Source organism: Bradyrhizobium sp. LA6.1 (genome assembly GCF_040547805.1).
Classification (GTDB): Bacteria; Pseudomonadota; Alphaproteobacteria; order Rhizobiales; family Xanthobacteraceae; genus Bradyrhizobium; species Bradyrhizobium barranii.
Genome location: NZ_JBEPQK010000007.1, coordinates 342,945 through 360,594 on the forward strand (window position 1 = coordinate 342,945; position 17,650 = coordinate 360,594).

Here is a 17,650-nt window from a genome sequence, read left to right on the forward strand (position 1 = left end):
GCCTCTCAGTTCACTTGCACCCCGCATTTGCGCAGCAGCATCTTGGCGAAACCGAACGGCGCCGGCGTGAACGGGCCCGGTGGCGCCCGGGTGATCAGCGCGACGACGCCGAGCGCGACCATCGCTAGCCAGAAGCACAGCCAGAAGCCGTCGATATAGGCGAGCACATTGGCCTCGCGCTGCACCAGGCCCGCGAGCGTGCCGACCGCGCGCGCCTGCGCCATTCCGGTGCCATGGGCCGCGAAGTAATCGGCGAGCTGCTTGAGCCTACCCACCACGTCGGCATTGCCGACCACAAGGTCCTGGCCGAGATAGAAGGAATGGACCTGCTCGCGCACGCGCAGCCACGTTCCCATCAGCGCGATGCCGATCTCCGCGCCGCCGAGCCGCATGATCTGGATGTAGGCGGCAAAGGAGGTGGCGCGGCTCGGATCGGCGTTCGACAGCAGCGTGATGATGATCGGCAGCAGGAGCAGCGACTGCCCGATCGCCTGGAGCAGCACGATGCCGACAAAATCCTCGCGCGCCCAGACATGGCTGAGCTGCGTGCCCCAGAGATTGGCCGCGGCAAAGCAGGCAAAGCCCAGCACCACGACAAGCCGCGTATCGAAATGCCGCAGCAGCCAGATCGAGATCGGCACCAGCACGAACATCGGCAGCGCGCCATAGGTGAGCAGCAACATCCCGCTCTGCTCCGGCCTGAGCAGAACGACATTGCCGAGGAAGTTCGGCACCAGCGACGAGTTGGAGAGGCTGGTCAGCGTGTAGAGCAGGATCAAGATCAGCCCCAACCCGACATTGCGCGAGAACAGCACGTTGACATGCGCCCAGGGCTGTCGCACCAGCGACTCGTTGACGAGGAAGCCTGCGAACAGCACCACACCGCTGACGAGCAGCGCCATCACCGTCCCCGAGCCGAGCCAGTCCAGGCGATTGCCCTGGTCGAGGCCGGCATAGATCATCGAGACCGCGGCGCCGAGCAGCAGCATGCCGCCCCAATCGGCCTCGCGCAGCAGCGTGCGGTTCACCGGCTCGCTCGGCGTGCCCAGATAAACCATCAGGCCCATCAAGGGCGCGATCACGACGCTCTGCCAGTACATCCATTGCCAGCCGAGATGGTCGACATAGAAGCCGACCAGGGAGCTCGACGTATCCAGCGCAAAGCCGACCCGGATCGAATAGAGCGAGATCGCCGGCACCCACCATCGGATCGGCAGGTTTCGTAACACGATCATGAGCGTCGCAGGCACGAAGGTGCCGAGCAGCAGGCCATGAACGACGCTGAGCGCGAGCAGCGTCGGATAATCGTGCACGAAGGGAATGATCAGCGACACCGCGGCGTAGACGAGGCTCGGGATGCCGAGCACGCGGCGCAGGCCGAACACCGTCGCGAGCCACGCCACCGCCGGCGCAATCAGGATCTGCGAGCCGATGCCGGCGGTCGAAAGCCAGGCGCCCTCGTCAAACGAGAGCGAGAACGCACCGCGCAGGTCCGGCAGACCGACCGTGGTCAGCCGGCTGTCGAAATTGGCGAGGAACGAGCCGAGCAGCACCGCCGCCACGGCAAACAACGGCTGTGGCGCGATGCCGCCGCGCGAGAGAGGCCCGCGGCCGGCATCGTCATTTTCCGCCATTCGCGGCCTTCGTGTCGATGCTGGTGACGACCGACATGCCCGGCACCAGCCGCGCCAGCAGCGGCTGGTTGTCGTCGAACTGGATGCGCACGGGAATGCGCTGCACGACTTTGGTGAAATTGCCGGTCGCATTGTCCGGCGGCAGCAGGGCCACCTGCGCGCCGGTCGCGGGGGCAATGCGCTCGACCTTGCCGCGCAGCTTCTCGCGCGGGAAGCCATCGACGGTGATCTCGACCGGCTGGCCCGGCGCGACATGCGTGAGCTGGGTCTCCTTGTAATTCGCGATCACGTAGACCTTCGGCAGCGGCACCACATTGATGAGGTTGGTGCCGATGTTGACGTAGTCGCCGGGCTGCACCTGGCGCTCGCCGACGACGCCGTCGAACGGCGCGGTGATCCTGGTATAGCCGAGCTTCAGCTTCGCGCTCGCCAGCGTCGCCTTGGCCGCCGCGACATCGGCGGCGCGCTGCTTCTTGGTGCCCTGCAGAACTTCGAGTTGATGCTGCTGCGCGGCGATGACGGCGCGACTGGCACGCACGTCGGCCTGCGCCTTCGCGTAGCCCGCGACGGCCTGTTCCAGCCGCTGCCGCGTGCCGGCTTCCGTCTGCGTCAGGGATTTCTGGCGATCCTGCTCCTGCCGGGCCTCGACCTCCAACGCTTCCGCTGACAGCTGCGCGGCCTGCGCCTGCGCGATGGTCGCATATTGCAGCTCGACCTGGTTGCTCAGATTGTCGAGCACGGCCTGCGCGGCGGCGACAGCGGCCTCGGACTGCGCGACCTGGGCCTGGTAGTCGGCGGGATCGATCTGGATCAGGAGATCGCCGGCCTTGACGCGCTGGAAGTCGGAGACCCCGACGGTCAGCACTTCGCCGGAGACGCGGCTTGCAAGCCGCGTCAGATCGGCGCGCACATAGGCGTCGTTGGTGGTCTGGACCACGGCGTTGCCGACCCATTCGTCGAAGCGCAGCGTCGCCAGTGCCACGAAGGCGAGCGCGACGATCACGGCGAACAGGGGGATCGCGAGCCGGCCCCAGAGCGAGCTCGCCGGCCGCTGCGTCGGCTTCGGCGGCGGAGCCGGTGCCGCGGCCGGCGGTGGCGGTGGCGATGGCGATGGCAATGGCGATGAGATTTGTTCTTGCTGACTCACGACATGCCCCCAAAACCGGCTTGCTTCACATCGCCCCCCCGAAACGACGGCGCCACCTCAGACCGTCTTCTCCGGCCATCGGCAGAGATCGTTGATCAGACACACCTCACAGCGCGGCTTGCGGGCGAGGCAAGTATAGCGGCCATGCAGGATCAGCCAATGATGGGCGTGCAACATGAACTCGGCCGGGATCACCTTTTCGAGACCAAGCTCGACTTCGAGCGGCGTCTTGCCGGGCGCCATCCCGGTGCGGTTGCCGACGCGAAACACATGCGTGTCCACCGCCATGGTGTGCTCGCCGAAGGCCATGTTGAGCACCACGTTGGCGGTCTTGCGCCCGGCGCCTGGCAGGGATTCGATCCCGGCGCGCGTGCGCGGCACCTCGCCGCCGAATTCGCTGAGCACCTTTGCCGATAGCGCAATCACGTTCCTGGCCTTGGTGCGATAGAGGCCGATGGTCTTGATGTATTCGCGCAAGCGTTCCTCGCCGACGTCGAGCATCTTCTGCGGCGTGTCGGCGATCTCGAACAAGGCGCGCGTCGCCTTGTTGACCCCGGCATCGGTGGCCTGCGCCGACAGCACCACGGCGACCAGCAGCGTGAAGGGATTGACGTGCTCGAGCTCGCCTTTCGGCTCCGAATTGGCCTTGCGGAAACGGCTGAAGACCTCGTGGATCTCGGCCGGCGTCCAAGGTTTGGTAGAATTGGGTCTTGCGGCCTTGAGCGATTTCCTGGCGGGAGCCCTCGGCTTCGCAACTATCGCCTTTGCCTTTTTCTTCGGCACGGACGCTTTGCGCGGGGCCGGCTTGCGGGTGATTTTCGCCATGATCCGGATATACTGAGGGACGATGAGCACAGGCAACGAAATTGAGCGCGGGCGATCTGAAAGCGAGACGGACCCTCAGATCTTCTCCGCGCTCCTGACGCCGCACCGCTCGCTGAACCGCACCGGCTTCCTCGCCGTGATGCTGTTCCTGAGCGTGGTGAGCTTTGCCACCGGCCTCGCCTTCCTGATGATGGGTGCGTGGCCGGTGTTCGGCTTCTTCGGCCTCGACGTGCTGGTGATCTGGTGGGCCTTCAAGGCCAATTTCCGCAGCGCGCGGGCGCGCGAGGAGATTTCGGTCACGGCGTCCGAACTGCGGGTGCGGCGCGTCAGTCATCGCGGCCAGGTCGCCGAATGGACGTTCAATCCGCTCTGGGTCCGCCTCGATATGGAGGTCGACGAGGATTTTGGCATCGAGCATCTCTATTTGATCTCGCGCGGCCATCAGATCCAGATCGCCCGCTTCCTCGGCCCGGACGAAAAGGCAAGTTTTTACAAAGGCTTGGTTGAGGCCCTGAACGCCGCCAAGCGCGGCCCGACCTACAACCCGGTCTCCTGACTCCGAATCGGAAATCGGGTGGTTTCGGCCCGGCGCCACGCCTACATTTCCAGTCATGATGACACTCGCCATAAATGACCAGCGCCTGGCCAAGCCGGGCTCCCAGAACGCCGCGTTGCGCGATTACGACTCCGTGCGCCGGGCGATCGCGTTCATCTCGGAGAACTGGCGCACCCAGCCGGCCATCGAAGCGATGGCCGATGCGGCGGGCGTCACGCCGGATGAGCTGCACCATCTGTTCCGCCGCTGGGCCTCGATCACGCCGAAGGCGTTCATGCAGGCGCTGACGCTCGATCACGCCAAGGGACTGTTGCGGGACTCCGCGAGCATCCTCGATGCCGCGCTCGATTCAGGTCTTTCAGGACCGGGCCGGCTGCACGATCTCTTCGTCACCCATGAAGCGATGTCGCCCGGCGAATGGAAGAACGGCGGCGCGGGCCTGACGCTGCGCTACGGCTTCCATCCCTCGCCGTTCGGCACGGCGATCGTGATCGCCACCGACCGCGGCCTGTCAGGCCTTGCGTTCGCCGATCCCGGTGAGGAGAAGGTCGCGCTCGCCGACATGACGCGGCGATGGCGCAACGCAACTTACGTCGAGGATCACGAAGGCACCGCACCGCTCGCACAGCGCATCTTCGACACCAGGCTGTGGCGGCCGGACCAGCCGTTGCGCGTGGTGATGATCGGCACCGATTTCGAGGTACGGGTGTGGGAGACGCTGCTGAAGATCCCGATGGGTCGCGCGGTGTCCTATTCCGACATCGCCTGCAACATCAACAGCCCGAAGGCCTCACGCGCCGTCGGCGCTGCGGTCGGCAAGAACCCGGTCTCGTTCGTTGTGCCCTGCCACCGGGCGCTCGGCAAGAGCGGCACGCTCACCGGCTATCACTGGGGCATCACCCGCAAGCAGGCGATGCTGGGCTGGGAGGCCGGGCAGCTGGGGATGCAGTAGGCCCCGCTTCCGTAGGGTGGGCAAAGGCGCATAGCGCCGTGCCCACCATTCTTCCGCGATCGCTGACACATGGTGGGCACGCTACGCTTTGCCCACCCTACGACTCCGCGCTTGTGGCGAAGCTCAGCCCGCCAGATCCAGCTTCGAGGCCACCGTCGAATCCGCGTTGAGCCGGTAGATGATCGGCACACCGGTCGCGAGCTCGCGCTTCAAAATGCCTTCGGGCGAGAGCTTTTCCAGCACCATGATCAGCGCGCGCAGCGAGTTGCCGTGGGCGGCGACCAGCGTGCGCTTGCCGTTGAGCACGCCGGGCAGGATCTCCTGCACGTAGTAGGGCAGCGCGCGCGCCAGCGTATCCTTCAGGCTTTCGCCGCCGGGCGGCGGCACATCGTATGAGCGGCGCCAGATCAGCACCTGGTCCTCGCCCCATTTCTTGCGGGCGTCGTCCTTGTTGAGGCCGGAGAGATCGCCATAGTCGCGCTCGTTCAGCGCGAGGTCTTTGGAGGTCGGCAGGCCCTTCTGGTCGAGCTCGCCGAGAATGAGATCGAGCGTGTGCTGCGCGCGCGTCAAGACCGAGGTGTAGGCGACGTCGAACACGAGGCCCTGCGCCTTCAGCTTGCGGCCGGCTTCCGTGGCTTCCTTCACGCCGAGCTCGGTGAGATCAGGATCCTTCCAGCCCGTGAACAGGTTCTTCAGATTCCACTCGCTCTGACCGTGGCGCACGAGCACGAGGAGACGTTCGCTCATTGACTGCTTTCCATTCAGGTTATTGTTGAGGAATGATCTTGGCGGAAAGCCGCTTCACATCTTGCGCTAACGCGGCCCTTCGGGTCCGGTTCATGCTCCGGCTCGCTCAGATGTCTGCGAGACCGAGCACGTCGGCCATGGAGTAGTGCCCCGGCTTCTTGCCATGCGCCCACAGCGCCGCCTTGAGCGCGCCGTGTGCGAACAGCATGCGGTCTTCGGCGAGATGCGACAGCGTCAGGCGTTCGAACGGACCAAGAAAGGTCACGCTGTGCTCGCCGGCAACGGTGCCGCCGCGCAAGGAGGCAAAGCCGATGTCGCCCGGCTTGCGCGCGCCGGTGATGCCGTCGCGGCCGCGATCCGAATGCTCATCGAGCGAGATGCCGCGGCCGGCGGCGGCGGCCTGGCCCAGCATCAGCGCAGTGCCCGAGGGCGCATCGATCTTCATGCGGTGGTGGGTTTCCACGACCTCGATGTCGAAGCTCTCGTCGAGTGCCTTGGCGACGCGCTTGACCACCGCGGCGAGCAGATTGACGCCCAGGCTCATATTGCCCGACTGCACCACGACCGCACGGTTGGTGACGCTCTTGATCACGGCGTTGTCGGAGGCCGACAGTCCGGTGGTGCCGATGACGTGCACGATGCCGCGCTCGGCAGCGATCGCGACATTGGCGATGGTCGCGGCCGGCACGGTGAAATCCAGGATGCCGTCGGCATCTTTCGACATCGCCCAGAGGTCGGCCGAGAGTTTGACGCCGTTGGCAGGCAGGCCCGCGAGTACGCCGGCATCCTTGCCGAGCAGCTCCGAGCCGGGCGCCTCCAGGGCTCCCGCCAGCACCGCGCCTTCAGTGTCGGCAATGGCTCGTGCCAGCGCCCGGCCCATCCGGCCGCCTGCCCCGGCAACAATCAAACGCATATCGGACATAGTTCACCCTCTCCACGCCCTATAGCGGGAGCGGGCCGTTCCGGCAACCGATCAGGCCTTCAAAAGGCCCGTGGCGCGGGTCTCCCCAAGCACAGATGCAACGCTAGAGCATGAGCTCCAGGTCTTTCCTGAGCACGACCTGGCCATCGCGCTCTACAACATAAGTGGCCTTGTAGGAGCCGCGTTCCCACCCCCCGGGAGGTCGCTTCTTCCCCGCAAAGAGCATGAATTGCGCCTTGTTGGCCTGAAGTGGTGCAGACCGATTTTCCGCGATGACGTTGTCGAGGGGATCCTTGATGAGCAGCCATTGCGCGTCGCCCGCCTTCAGCCCGATAGCCCGCACGAACGCGACGATCGCCATCGAACCGGCGGACGGCTTTTGGCTCTCGGCACTGCCGTCCTCGATGAGTTCCATCGTGACCGGCCCCGTCGTAAAGCCCGCATTGAGGATGGCTCGTTCCTGGTACTCGAGTTTCGGGCGGAGGGCAGCAAGCCAGAGCGATTGACCGCCCTCGCAAGACTCGGGGCGAACGCCGTACGCAAAGGGATCGACCACCGCGCCATTGTGCCTCACGGTGAAATGCAGGTGAGGATACTCCGTGAGGCCGGAGAGACCGACACGGCCGAGCGGCTGTCCTAGGTCGACCTTGTCTCCAGGCTTGACCGACACACTGCCGGCGGCGAGGTGGCAGTACTGGGTTTCCCACTGCTCCGGATGTTCGATGACGACGCCATTGCCACATTCGGCCTCGCGCACCGCTTCGCGTCCCGATTTTGTGAAAGCGCCGTCCGGCGCGTCATTGCGTGTACGAAGAATACGGCCGCCTGCCGCCGCGCGCACGTCCACGCCGGCCCTTTGCACCGGCAGTGAGGGCAAACGAAAATCGGTGCCGTTGTGGTCGTCATAAGTCAGCGTGCCGCATTTGTAATCTCGCGCCGACCGCGACGGATCGAGATCCGTGTAATTCTGGATGTAGCAGGTGCGGCCAGGCTCGCAGGCAATCGGCAGCGCCAATTGAATGCTCTGGGCATGGGCAGGGAAGCCGGCCCCGGCCAATGCCAGGGCAGCGAACATCCGGTAGAGGAAACCTGCGCTGCCCATGCGCCTCGACATCGCGGAGAACCCCGTACTCATTCAGGCGAATGCTTGCCGGCCGTCCGCAATCTCATCGGACCCTCTTCGTCCAATCGACAATCGGAGGCCGGCCGGCTCACCCAGTTCTCGCGCCTGCCAGCGCCAAAAGGCGATTGGGTGAGATGATACAGAAGAAAGAACTCCGACTGTCGGTTGATCCCCAGTTTGAGCATGATCCTCTTGGTGTAGGTTCGCACCGTTGCCTCGGTCAGCCCAAGCTCGGCTCCAATATCGCGAGGGCACTGGAATTGAAGAATCCGGGCGACGATTCTTTCCTCAGCCCAGTTCAAGCCAAAGGCAGATGCGATGCAGTGCGCGCCCTGCACGTCATCGAATTGCGGCACGACGATGAGGGCCTGTCCCAGCTTGTCATGCGTTGGAACAGCGCCGATCTTGGCGAAGGCGAACTGCTGACGATCCGTCGAAAGCGGTACCGTAGTGTTGAACCATCCATGAGTCCCGCTCTCGATGAGCACTTTCCCGATTGCCCCCCGCAAGCTCTCGGTCACGGAAGCGCATGAGCCAGCAAGCCTGCCTCCTTCCATCCTGAGCAACTCGCGCTTGGCAAGCAGCACGCGTCCACCACGATTGACTGCGTAAATGTGCAGGCCCTGGTCCACGACGATGGCGGGAAAGGTCAGCTCTTCGAGCCAGAGTTGCGCATCGACCTGCCCCGGCGCTTGCCGGGCAAGTGAATGAGCAGCCTTCCATAACGGGCGCACGGTATGCGCCAAGCCCGGAATCTCCGATGCCGCAAGCGCGGCCGGTCGCCATCCGGCCACGAACACGACCGTGGTTCGCTCATCGGAAGCAAACCTGCCAATGACTGAATGACTCTTTACCGGGGGTTCCGCGCCGATCAACTTGCGGACGAAGGAGGTCCGGGAATTGATCGGCTCGAGCGAGGCGACGTCCTCGGCTGTACCCTTGCGCGCAAATCGCTCAACCATCGCCGCGCATGACGGATCGGCAGGAGCATCTCCGATCCTGGCTTCTTCCAGCCCGGAGGCGGATAGCATGGCTACGTAGCAGCTCCGGCAGCCGAGCAGTTCCGCCATGGCCTTTGCGAAATATTCCATTGCGGCCTGTTGCGGGCGTGGCTCCGGACAAGACCCAGACGGACCGCATCCGTCATTGCCTTGCTTCGAGGCGCGCTCGACGCAATCGGAACGAAAATCATCCTGTGCGGAAGGTAGTGCCTTACTGCACTCATGCACGGTCGCCTCCCTCATAGGCCGGCCCACCCCTTACCAGCGCTTAATTCTCCCTGAACGCACGGTTGATCCGTAACGTCATCGGCTGCAAAAGATATTCCGCAAAGGTTCGTTCCCCCGTCTCGACAAATATCTCGACAGGCATTCCAGGCATCAATGTGGAGATGTAGGAGGCCGTCGGCGCGTTGGGGTCCAGCTCAACCTCGGCCAAATAGGAGCTGTCGCCGGAATGGGTGTCGGTCAGTGCGTCTGCCGCAACGCCGACGACCCTTCCCTCGAGCATCGGCCGGCGGCGAATGTTCAGCGCGTGAACTCGCACACGCGCCATCTGTCCGACATAGACCTCTTCCCGATCGGCAGGCTTCAATGTCGCCTCGATGACAAGCCGATCTTGCATCGGAACGATTTCCAAAAGGGTTTCCCGAGGTCCAAGCACGGCATTGAGGTCCCTGCTGTTGAGGCCGACGATCCTTCCACTTTCCGGGGCACGCAATTCAGACCGGACAAGCTGGGCACGCAACGCGGCAATTCGATGTCTGAGGTCGCCGATCTCCTCGCTCGTCGCATGCCGCTGCTTGGCGATATCCTGATTTTGGTTGAACCCCAGTTGCCTGCGTCTGTCCTGCAACTCCGCGATCTTGCCCTGCATCTCCGAGATTGACGCGGCATTGCGATCGACCTGTCCGGTGGCCTCGGCTTCGGCCCGTTGCAAGGCCAGCAAACGTGGTTTCCGGGCGAGGCCCTTTGCGAGGAGATAACTCGTGTCGGCGATCTCTTCCCGCAACAGCTTGAGTTGCTGTTCAAGTCCTTGGGTGTTGCTCTGCAGGCCGCGGATGGTGTCCGCGTTTTGCAGCATCTGCTGATCGATCACCTTGCGCTCGTTCTCAATCGCGGCCAGTCGCGCGGCAAATTCGGCCTCCTGGGTTTGAATGGCGATACGTGCGGAGAGACGCGTTGCACTTTCCCGCAATTCGTCCGGAAACCGGATTGACTTCGCACCGTCTTGCTCCGCCGCCAGCCGGGCCTCCATCGCCAGATCAGCAAAGAACTTGGTTTCGAGGGAACCAAGGCTCCCTTCGATCTGCGCGGTGTCGAGCCGTGCAATGAGTTGACCGGCTTCGACGTGATCGTTCTCCCGGACATAGATCGATTTGATGATTCCGCCTTCCAGATGTTGCACCGCCTTGCGCTTCGAATGGACCTTGATGAATCCTGGTGCCACGACGGCGCCGCGGAGCGGAACCGTGGTTGCCCACAAGCCGAAGCCGCAAAATTGCAGGACGAGCAATACACAGCCCCATGCGATGATCCGTCGCATGTCGGATCGCGGTTGCTCCGTCGGCCAGGTCTTCGACGGACCTGCAACAGGCGCGGACATCGCGGAGGCATGACCGGTCTGCGTCATGGAATGACCCTCCTGCCTGGCAACCTCTGAGGTTCGACATTGCGCGGGAGCCCTGCCGAACCCGGTACCGGTGCCGGCCGCTGGGCGCGAAGTACGTCATATGGCGGTCCGAAGGCGACCTGGTTGCCGTCCCTCAACAGCAGCACGGCATCGGCGATGGTCAACAGCCGCGGCCGGTGGGTGACGATCACCGACGCCGCGCCGCGCGCTTTGGCCGATTGAATGGCGGAGCACAACGCTTCTTCGCCGTCCGGGTCGAGATTGGCATTGGGCTCATCCAGCAGGATCAATTTGCGATCGCCGAAGAAGGCGCGGGCAAGACCAATGCGCTGACGCTGGCCACCGGATAGCCTGCAGCCGTCGCGGCCGATCTCGGTCTGGTAGCCGGCCGGAAGGGACAGGATCATCTCATGCGCCTGCGCGAGCATGGCCGCGGCGACGATGGCCTCGTCCCGTGCGTATTCATCAAACCCGGCAATGGCTTCGGCCACCGTTCCTTCCAGGAGCTGCACGTCCTGGGGGAGATAGCCGACGAATTGCCCAAGCTGGTCGGGATCCCAGGTATGGAGTGCTGCGTGGTCCAACCGGATCGTACCGCTGGTCGGCCGATCGAGGCCTGCCATCAAGCGCAGCAATGTGGATTTTCCGGCGCCGGTCGGCCCGATCACGACGACAAGCTCGGACGGCCGGCATTGAAAGGATATGCCCGCGAGAATGGGACGCTGCGTCCCGCCAATCCGGAATGTCACCCGCTCTACCTTGAGCATGCCGGCTGGCGGCGGAAGCAACGTCTTCCGCGGACGCGCAAGCACCGGCATCGCGGCGTTGCAGACTTGCGTCCACGCGTCCTGCGCAGATGCCAACGCGCGCCAGGCCGAGACCAACCCTTCCATGGGCTGCAACGTGCGCGCTATCAGGATCGAGCTCGCGATCAGACTGCCGGACAGCACCTCGTTCTGGAGCACGAGCCAGGCACCGCAGCCGATCGCGGCAATCTGCAGGATGGTCCTGACCATTCGCGCGGCGGCGCTAATCGTGTAGATGCGTTCGCTGGCCCGCACCACCGGAGACAGGGCTTCGTCATTGAGGCTCATGAACGCGCGGATGGCGCCCCGGGTCCAGCCCATCGCCCGCACCACGCTGGAGTGCCGGACGATTCCATCGAGCAACGCCTGCGTCTTCAACGCCGCTTGCGAAGCCTGCGCAATTTCCCCGCGCGCGATCCAGTGGCTTGCAACACCCATCGCCAGCAGGACCCCCACCCCGATCAGGGCTATGACGCCATACCAGGGGTGCAGGAAGAACAGGATGAGAATAAACACCGGGAGGAACGGAGCATCTATCAGCGATGTGACCGTTCCGCTCGACAGGAAAGTTCTCAACTCGCGAAGCTTGACCAGATCGTGCTGCCGGCCGTCGCCCGGCGCCGCGCCGGTGATGCTGCCTTCAAGGATGATCGGAGCGAGGCAGTGCTCGAACCCGACCGCGAACCGGCTCAACAGGCGGTTACGAAACGTGTCGAAGGCGGCGCTGAAGGCGAGAGCGCCGACGGCGATGACGGTGAGGCCGACAAGCGTCTCGACGCTTCCGCTGCTGAGCACGCGGTCGAACACTTCGATTGAATAGAAAGGTACGACCAGCAGCAGCAGGTTTACGGACACGCTGAAACAAACGATCCACACCAATGCGAATCGTCCCGGAATCAAGGCCACCAGCAATCTCTGACCAGATGCTGGGATCACACCACGGTTACGCGAATACATAACTTGCCGGCACTATCACTGACTGAAATGAGGGCGGGGCGGCCTGACAGCCGCCCCGCTACTAGTCGGCGCTAGACAACGTCAACGGCCGTATAACCGGCGGCAGTGTTGATTTCGGCGATCGACTCGAACGGTGTCGCGCCGCCCGTGATGCCATCGAGCTGGATGGCGCCGAAGCCGAAATCCAGCACGGTGTTGGTGCCGTCGTCGTCCACTACCACTGTAGCCGGGTCAAAGCCTGGCGGAGCGTCGACAACAACGGCATCGCCATCGGCAAAGCTGAGATCGGTGACTTCATCGTTGCCGAAGTTCGTAGCTGTGTTGTCGCCGAAATTGTGCGTATCGGTACCAGCACCGCCCGTCAGCACATCATCGCCGAGTCCACCGTTGAGGACGTCGGCGCCATTGCCGCCGGACAACTCGTCATCGCCGTTACCGCCGTTCAGGGTGTCATTGCCGGCGCCGCCCGACAGGATGTCAGCCCCAGCCCCGCCGTTCAGGACATCGGTGCCGTCGCCGCCATCGAGCGTGTCATCTCCGGCGTCGCCGTCGAGCGTGTCGTTGCCGGTTCCGCCGCTCATTTCGTCATCACCGGCGCCGCCGCTCATGGCATCGTTGCCCGCGCCGCCGGCCATCTCGTCGTCTCCGGCATCGCCGAACATCGTATCGTTACCGGCGCCGCCGTCCATGATGTCGTCGCCCGCGTCGCCGTGCATGGTGTCGTTGCCATCGCCACCGTTGAGCGTATCGGCGCCCAAACCGCCGTTCAGGATGTCGTCACCGGTACCGCCGTTCAGCAGGTCATTGCCAAGTCCGCCGTTCAGCGTGTCGTTGCCGGCATCGCCATTCAGAGTGTCATCTCCGAATCCACCGTTGAGTAGGTCGTTACCGTCGCCGCCATTCAAGACGTCATTGCCGGCGTCGCCGCTCAACGTATCGTCGCCGGCGTCGCCCCACAGGGTGTCGGCACCCGCGCCGCCATGAATGTCATCATTGCCGTCGCCGCCGTGGATGCCGTCGTCGCCGGCGTCACCAAAGAGCTGATCAGCGCCGGTTCCGCCATCGATGGTGTCGTTGCCCTGGTCGCCGTGGATGATGTCGGCGCCGGCATTTCCGTTCAGCGTGTCGTCGCCCGCGCCGCCGTTGATCGTGTCGTCGCCGGCGCCACCGGTGATCGTATCGATACCGGCATTTCCATCAAGGATGTCGTTGCCGGCACCACCATCGATGGAATCATTGCCCGCGCCGCCGCTTACGTCATCATTGCCGTCCAGGCCAGTAATGGTGTCGTTGCCTTGAAGGCCAAAGATCTGATCGTCTACATTCGTGCCAGGCAACACATCGTCGCCTGCTGTTCCGATGATCAGTGCCATGATCTTCACTCCCTTTGCATGGAAATGCGCGATGCGGGTCGCCTTGCGGCCCGTCACGGACGTCGCAGATTTCGGGTTGGCTTGATGCCCATCACCGATCGATGTGGGCTCCGATCAAGCAACCTTGGATGAAACGAGAGCGATCCAGCAATCCCCATTTGGGGACAAAAGAATACGGCAAGCTGGTGGACCCAATGACGGCCACGGTCTTCGTCTCAGGCGCGAACGACCCTCAGGCGTTCAAGCGAATGAGTCCGTCAAGGTGATGCAAGATGATGTCGACGTGAGTGCGAGCGGAGATGTCCGCGACGCTCTCCTGATCGCGTGCGATGATCGCACGCGCGTGCTGTCCGCGAGAGCCGGATGATGCTCGCGTCAATCCAGGATAGGTTCTCGCGACGATCCGTCTTCAGGGCTGCGGGCCGTCATAGCCCTCGATGATGATGAGGTCGGCGATGGAGTGCGGCTGGCGCACCTTGATGTTGGCCTGGTATTCCGGCGAGTTGTAGCAGGCGATCGCGGTCTCGTAGTCGGGAAATTCAATCACGACGTTGCGCGAGCGGCTGGCGCCTTCGACGGTGGTGAACTTGCCGGCCCGAACGACGAAGCGGCCACCCCATTTCTTGAAGATCGGACCGTTGGCGACGGCATAGGGCTTGTAGCCCTCGTCGCTGCTCACATCCACGCGCCCGATCCAGTAGCCCTTTGCCATTGTTCTTCTCCCTGTTTGTCGGTCTCTATCTAAGCATGATCCGACCGGAAAACCGCTGCGCGGTTTTTCCGAATCATGCGCCGAGCGCCTGCGCGATCTCGGCCTGGATGGCTTCAGCGATCGCCTTGGGGTCGGCGGCTTCCACCACCGGCCGTCCGACGACGAGATAATCGGCGCCCGCGGCAATTGCGCGGCCGGGCGTCATGATGCGTTTCTGGTCGCCGCTCGCAGAACCCGCCGGCCGGATGCCGGGGGTGACGAGGCTCATCTGGTGGCCGACGATCTTGCGCAAGGCGCCGACCTCCTCGGGCGAGGACACCAGCCCGTCGACGCCGAGCACCTGCGCCTGCTGCGCGCGCGCTTCGACCAGCTCGGAGACGCTGAGCCGATAGCCGGCCGCATGCAGATCGTCGTCGTTGTAGGACGTCAGCACCGTGACGGCGAGAATCTTCAGGCTCGCGCTACCGCGGCCTTCGACCGCGCCCTTCATGGTCTGCGGATAGGCGTGCACGGTGACGAAGGTTGCACCCAGCTTGGCCACGCTCTCCACACCACGCGTGACGGTGTTGCCGATGTCGTGCATCTTGAGATCGGCGAACACCTTCTTGCCCTTGTCGGCGAGCTTGCCGATCAGCGGCAGGCCGCCGGCATAAGCGAGCTGATAACCGATCTTGTAGAAGGTGACGCTCTCGCCGAGCCTTGCGATCATCGCCTCCGCGGCGTCAACGCTGGGCAGGTCGAGCGCTACGATCAGGCGGTCCTTCGGGGCGATCTCGGCTGGCGTCATGTCACCTCACATCATGCGTTGGGAAATGTCGATCAATTGCCGCACCAGCTCCTTCAACGCGGCGATGTCGCCCTCGTTCTTCAGCCTGTCCATATCGTCATAGGCCTGGTCGGCAAAGGCGAGCGTGAGCTGGCTGGCAATCACATTGGCGTGGCAGGAGGTCAGGATCAGCCGCAGCGCCTGGAGTGCACGGGCCGCACCGAGCCGGCTCTGCGAGGCGCCGGCGAGCGCGAAGGCGCGGTTGCGAAACACGTCGCCGCGCGTCTCGTGCAGCTCATGTACGCGGCTGATCCAGTCGATCGCGTTCTTGAGCAGCGGCGGCACCGAGGCGTTGTATTCGGGCGAAACGATCAGCACGCCATGATGCGCGCCGATCATGCGCTTGAGATTGATCGCGTGCTTGGGCGCGCCCGACTTGGCCTGGAGATCGCCGTCATAGATCGGCAGCGGAAAATCGGCGAGCGAGATGCGGGTGACGTCGACGCCGGCCTGGGCGAATTCATAGGCGGCGACCGCCGCCAGCTTCGCATTGTGCGAGCCGGTGCGCAGCGAGCCGGGAATGATCAGGATTTTGGGTGCGGGCATCCGCTTCCATGCATTCGGCGAAACGAGTCCGCCGCGCAAAGGGGAATGCCGGCGGAATTAGTCCTTGCGATACACCCAGACGCGGGCCGGCGGAAGGTTCATCCAGATCCGTTCCGAGGCCTCTGTGGACACGCCGGGCAGCGATTTCGGGATCGGCGGCACCACCGCATAGGTGAACTGCACGAAGGGCGCGCCCGGGGTCAGCGCCGCGAAGGCGTCGCGGACCAGCCGGAGCCGCGTCAGCATCGGTTTTGTTACGAGCGGCAGGCCGGAGACGACGGCGGAGGCTGGCGCGCCGAGCACGTTCCAGAGCGTGTCGCGCAGGCGATAAGCATCGCCCTGCACCACTTTGGCTTGCGGATAGCGGTCGCGCAGCAAGGCGCAGAAGCCGGGATTGTATTCGACGAGGACGAGGCGCTTCTGGTCGACACCGCGCTCGACCAGGGCCGAGGTGATGGCGCCGGTGCCGGGCCCGAGCTCGACCACAGGCGCGTCCGAATTGACGTCGACGTAGTGCGCCATGGTCCGGGCCAAAAGCTTGCCCGAAGGCATCACTGCACCCATGTGCAGCGGCTTTTCGATCCACGACCTTAGAAAGCGCACCTCGTCGTCGAGACGGGGCTTCTTCAACGCACGCGCGGACGATGGCAATGGCATGTCGGGACCGGACGGGACCGCGGGACCGCGGCGTGTCAGAAAATGGTCATAAACAGGTATAGGCCGAAGGCGATACGGTCAAGACGAGTCAGGTTGCCCGATTACTGAATAGATCCTTGACCTTGGCGAAGAAGCCGACCGATTCCGGCTGGGTATTGCCGGAGGAGAGCTTTTCGAATTCCGCCAGCAATTCCTGCTGCTTCTTGGTGAGATTCTGCGGGGTCTCGACGGCAACCTGGACGTACATGTCGCCCATCTGGCGCGAGCGCAGCACCGGCATGCCTTTTGATGCAATGCGGAATCGGCGGCCCGACTGGGTTCCGGCCGGCACCTTCACCTTGGTTTTGCCGCTGTCGATGGTCGGCACCTCGAATTCGCCGCCGAGGGCGGCCGTTACCATCGAGATCGGCACCCGGCAGTGCAAATCGGCGCCGTCGCGCTGGAAGAGCTGGTGCTGGGCCAGCGACAGGAAGATGTAGAGGTCGCCGGGCGGGCCGCCGCGAACCCCGGCCTCGCCTTCGCCCGCGAGCCTGATCCGGGTGCCGTCCTCGACCCCCGGGGGAATGTTGACCGAAAGCGTCCGCTCGCGGGTGACCCGACCCTGGCCGGAGCAGGACGGGCAGGCATCCTCGATCATCTGGCCGCGGCCCTGGCAGCTCGGACAGGTGCGCTCCAGCGTGAAGAAGCCCTGCGACTGCCGCACGCGGCCGGCGCCGCCGCAGCTCGAGCAGGTCTTCGGCTTGGTGCCGGCCTTGGCGCCGATGCCCGAGCAGGCCTCGCAGGTGACCGAGACCGGAATCTCGATCTGCGCGGTCTTGCCGCCAAAGGCTTCCTCGAGCGTGATTTCCATGTTGTAGCGCAGGTCGGCGCCACGCTCGCGGCCGCCACGGCCGCGCTGCCCGGCCATGCCGAACAGGTCTTCGAAGATGTCGGAGAAGGAGGAGGCGAAGCCCGCGCCGAAACCGGCGCCGCCGCCGCCCTGCTCGAAGGCCGCATGGCCGAAGCGGTCATAGGCCGCGCGCTTGTCCTTGTCCTTGAGGACCTCGTAGGCCTCGTTGATTTCCTTGAACTTGACTTCGCTGGTGTCGTCCCCGGGGTTGCGGTCCGGGTGGAATTTCATCGCAAGCTTGCGGAAGGACGATTTCAGGACGGAATCGTCGGCAGTGCGTTCGACTTCGAGCGTTTCGTAATAGCAGCGCTTGGTGGACGTGGACATGTTGAACTCGGTCTATCCAA

The 17,650-nt window shown here is 64.1% G+C and carries 17 protein-coding genes; 2 read left to right on the forward strand and 15 right to left on the reverse strand.

What is annotated here, in order from left to right:
- Positions 1 to 5: 5 nt before the first annotated feature.
- The 3 genes from ABIB99_RS20700 to nth are packed head-to-tail and all read right to left on the reverse strand — an operon-like array spanning position 6 to position 3,606.
- Entirely contained in the window at positions 6 to 1,634 is a 1,629-nt protein-coding gene (locus ABIB99_RS20700) for an MFS transporter (RefSeq protein ID WP_063980235.1), read from the reverse strand.
- Positions 1,621 to 2,781: an HlyD family secretion protein gene (locus ABIB99_RS20705; RefSeq protein WP_063980236.1), complete on the reverse strand. Its 1,161-nt coding sequence runs from the start codon at positions 2,779 to 2,781 to the stop codon at positions 1,621 to 1,623. The genes ABIB99_RS20700 and ABIB99_RS20705 overlap by 14 nt, the downstream gene beginning before the upstream one ends.
- A 57-nt stretch (positions 2,782 to 2,838) precedes the next feature.
- Complete coding sequence (gene nth / locus ABIB99_RS20710; RefSeq protein ID WP_063980237.1) at positions 2,839 to 3,606, reverse strand: endonuclease III; 768 nt, start codon at positions 3,604 to 3,606, stop codon at positions 2,839 to 2,841.
- 22 nt (positions 3,607 to 3,628) lie between these two features.
- On the opposite strand from nth, the gene ABIB99_RS20715 reads away from it, so the two are divergent.
- Both ABIB99_RS20715 and ABIB99_RS20720 read left to right on the forward strand, forming a co-directional pair.
- Positions 3,629 to 4,162, forward strand: a complete 534-nt coding sequence (locus ABIB99_RS20715) for a DUF2244 domain-containing protein (protein ID WP_063980238.1) — start codon at positions 3,629 to 3,631, stop codon at positions 4,160 to 4,162.
- Between the two features lie 55 nt (positions 4,163 to 4,217).
- Complete coding sequence (locus ABIB99_RS20720; protein WP_063980239.1) at positions 4,218 to 5,114, forward strand: methylated-DNA--[protein]-cysteine S-methyltransferase; 897 nt, start codon at positions 4,218 to 4,220, stop codon at positions 5,112 to 5,114.
- A gap of 123 nt (positions 5,115 to 5,237) precedes the next feature.
- On the opposite strand, the gene ABIB99_RS20725 is transcribed toward ABIB99_RS20720, so the two are convergent.
- The 12 genes from ABIB99_RS20725 to dnaJ all read right to left on the reverse strand — a co-directional run bounded on the left by ABIB99_RS20725 (position 5,238) and on the right by dnaJ (position 17,630).
- Positions 5,238 to 5,861 (reverse strand): 2,3-bisphosphoglycerate-dependent phosphoglycerate mutase, encoded by a 624-nt coding sequence (locus tag ABIB99_RS20725; RefSeq protein ID WP_014490847.1) that lies wholly within the window; start codon positions 5,859 to 5,861, stop codon positions 5,238 to 5,240.
- Positions 5,862 to 5,967: 106 nt separating this feature from the next.
- On the reverse strand, positions 5,968 to 6,783 hold the full coding sequence (dapB, locus tag ABIB99_RS20730; protein ID WP_028148808.1) for a 4-hydroxy-tetrahydrodipicolinate reductase: 816 nt from the start codon (positions 6,781 to 6,783) through the stop codon (positions 5,968 to 5,970).
- A gap of 103 nt (positions 6,784 to 6,886) precedes the next feature.
- Positions 6,887 to 7,885 (reverse strand): M23 family metallopeptidase, encoded by a 999-nt coding sequence (locus tag ABIB99_RS20735; protein WP_084794912.1) that lies wholly within the window; start codon positions 7,883 to 7,885, stop codon positions 6,887 to 6,889.
- Between the two features lie 29 nt (positions 7,886 to 7,914).
- The gene (locus ABIB99_RS20740; protein WP_354177358.1) at positions 7,915 to 8,997 is read right to left on the reverse strand and encodes a helix-turn-helix transcriptional regulator; all 1,083 of its coding nucleotides are present in this window, start codon (positions 8,995 to 8,997) and stop codon (positions 7,915 to 7,917) included.
- Between the two features lie 178 nt (positions 8,998 to 9,175).
- Positions 9,176 to 10,537 carry an HlyD family type I secretion periplasmic adaptor subunit gene (locus ABIB99_RS20745; protein ID WP_063980241.1) on the reverse strand — a complete coding sequence of 454 codons (1,362 nt, stop codon included), beginning with the start codon at positions 10,535 to 10,537 and terminating at the stop codon, positions 9,176 to 9,178.
- Positions 10,534 to 12,249, reverse strand: coding sequence for a type I secretion system permease/ATPase (locus tag ABIB99_RS20750; RefSeq protein ID WP_231145447.1), 1,716 nt, complete (start codon positions 12,247 to 12,249; stop codon positions 10,534 to 10,536). The genes ABIB99_RS20745 and ABIB99_RS20750 overlap by 4 nt, the downstream gene beginning before the upstream one ends.
- 122 nt (positions 12,250 to 12,371) lie before the next feature.
- Positions 12,372 to 13,673, reverse strand: coding sequence for a calcium-binding protein (locus ABIB99_RS20755; RefSeq protein ID WP_231143746.1), 1,302 nt, complete (start codon positions 13,671 to 13,673; stop codon positions 12,372 to 12,374).
- 409 nt (positions 13,674 to 14,082) lie between these two features.
- Positions 14,083 to 14,385 carry a DUF1330 domain-containing protein gene (locus ABIB99_RS20760; RefSeq protein ID WP_063980243.1) on the reverse strand — a complete coding sequence of 101 codons (303 nt, stop codon included), beginning with the start codon at positions 14,383 to 14,385 and terminating at the stop codon, positions 14,083 to 14,085.
- 73 nt (positions 14,386 to 14,458) lie between these two features.
- Positions 14,459 to 15,172 carry an orotidine-5'-phosphate decarboxylase gene (pyrF, locus tag ABIB99_RS20765; RefSeq protein ID WP_354177360.1) on the reverse strand — a complete coding sequence of 238 codons (714 nt, stop codon included), beginning with the start codon at positions 15,170 to 15,172 and terminating at the stop codon, positions 14,459 to 14,461.
- 6 nt (positions 15,173 to 15,178) lie between these two features.
- Complete coding sequence (locus tag ABIB99_RS20770; protein WP_354177361.1) at positions 15,179 to 15,757, reverse strand: NADPH-dependent FMN reductase; 579 nt, start codon at positions 15,755 to 15,757, stop codon at positions 15,179 to 15,181.
- Positions 15,758 to 15,814: 57 nt separating this feature from the next.
- Entirely contained in the window at positions 15,815 to 16,414 is a 600-nt protein-coding gene (locus ABIB99_RS20775; protein ID WP_354177362.1) for a class I SAM-dependent methyltransferase, read from the reverse strand.
- Between the two features lie 88 nt (positions 16,415 to 16,502).
- Positions 16,503 to 17,630 carry a molecular chaperone DnaJ gene (dnaJ, locus tag ABIB99_RS20780; RefSeq protein ID WP_063980245.1) on the reverse strand — a complete coding sequence of 376 codons (1,128 nt, stop codon included), beginning with the start codon at positions 17,628 to 17,630 and terminating at the stop codon, positions 16,503 to 16,505.
- Positions 17,631 to 17,650: the final 20 nt, after the last annotated feature.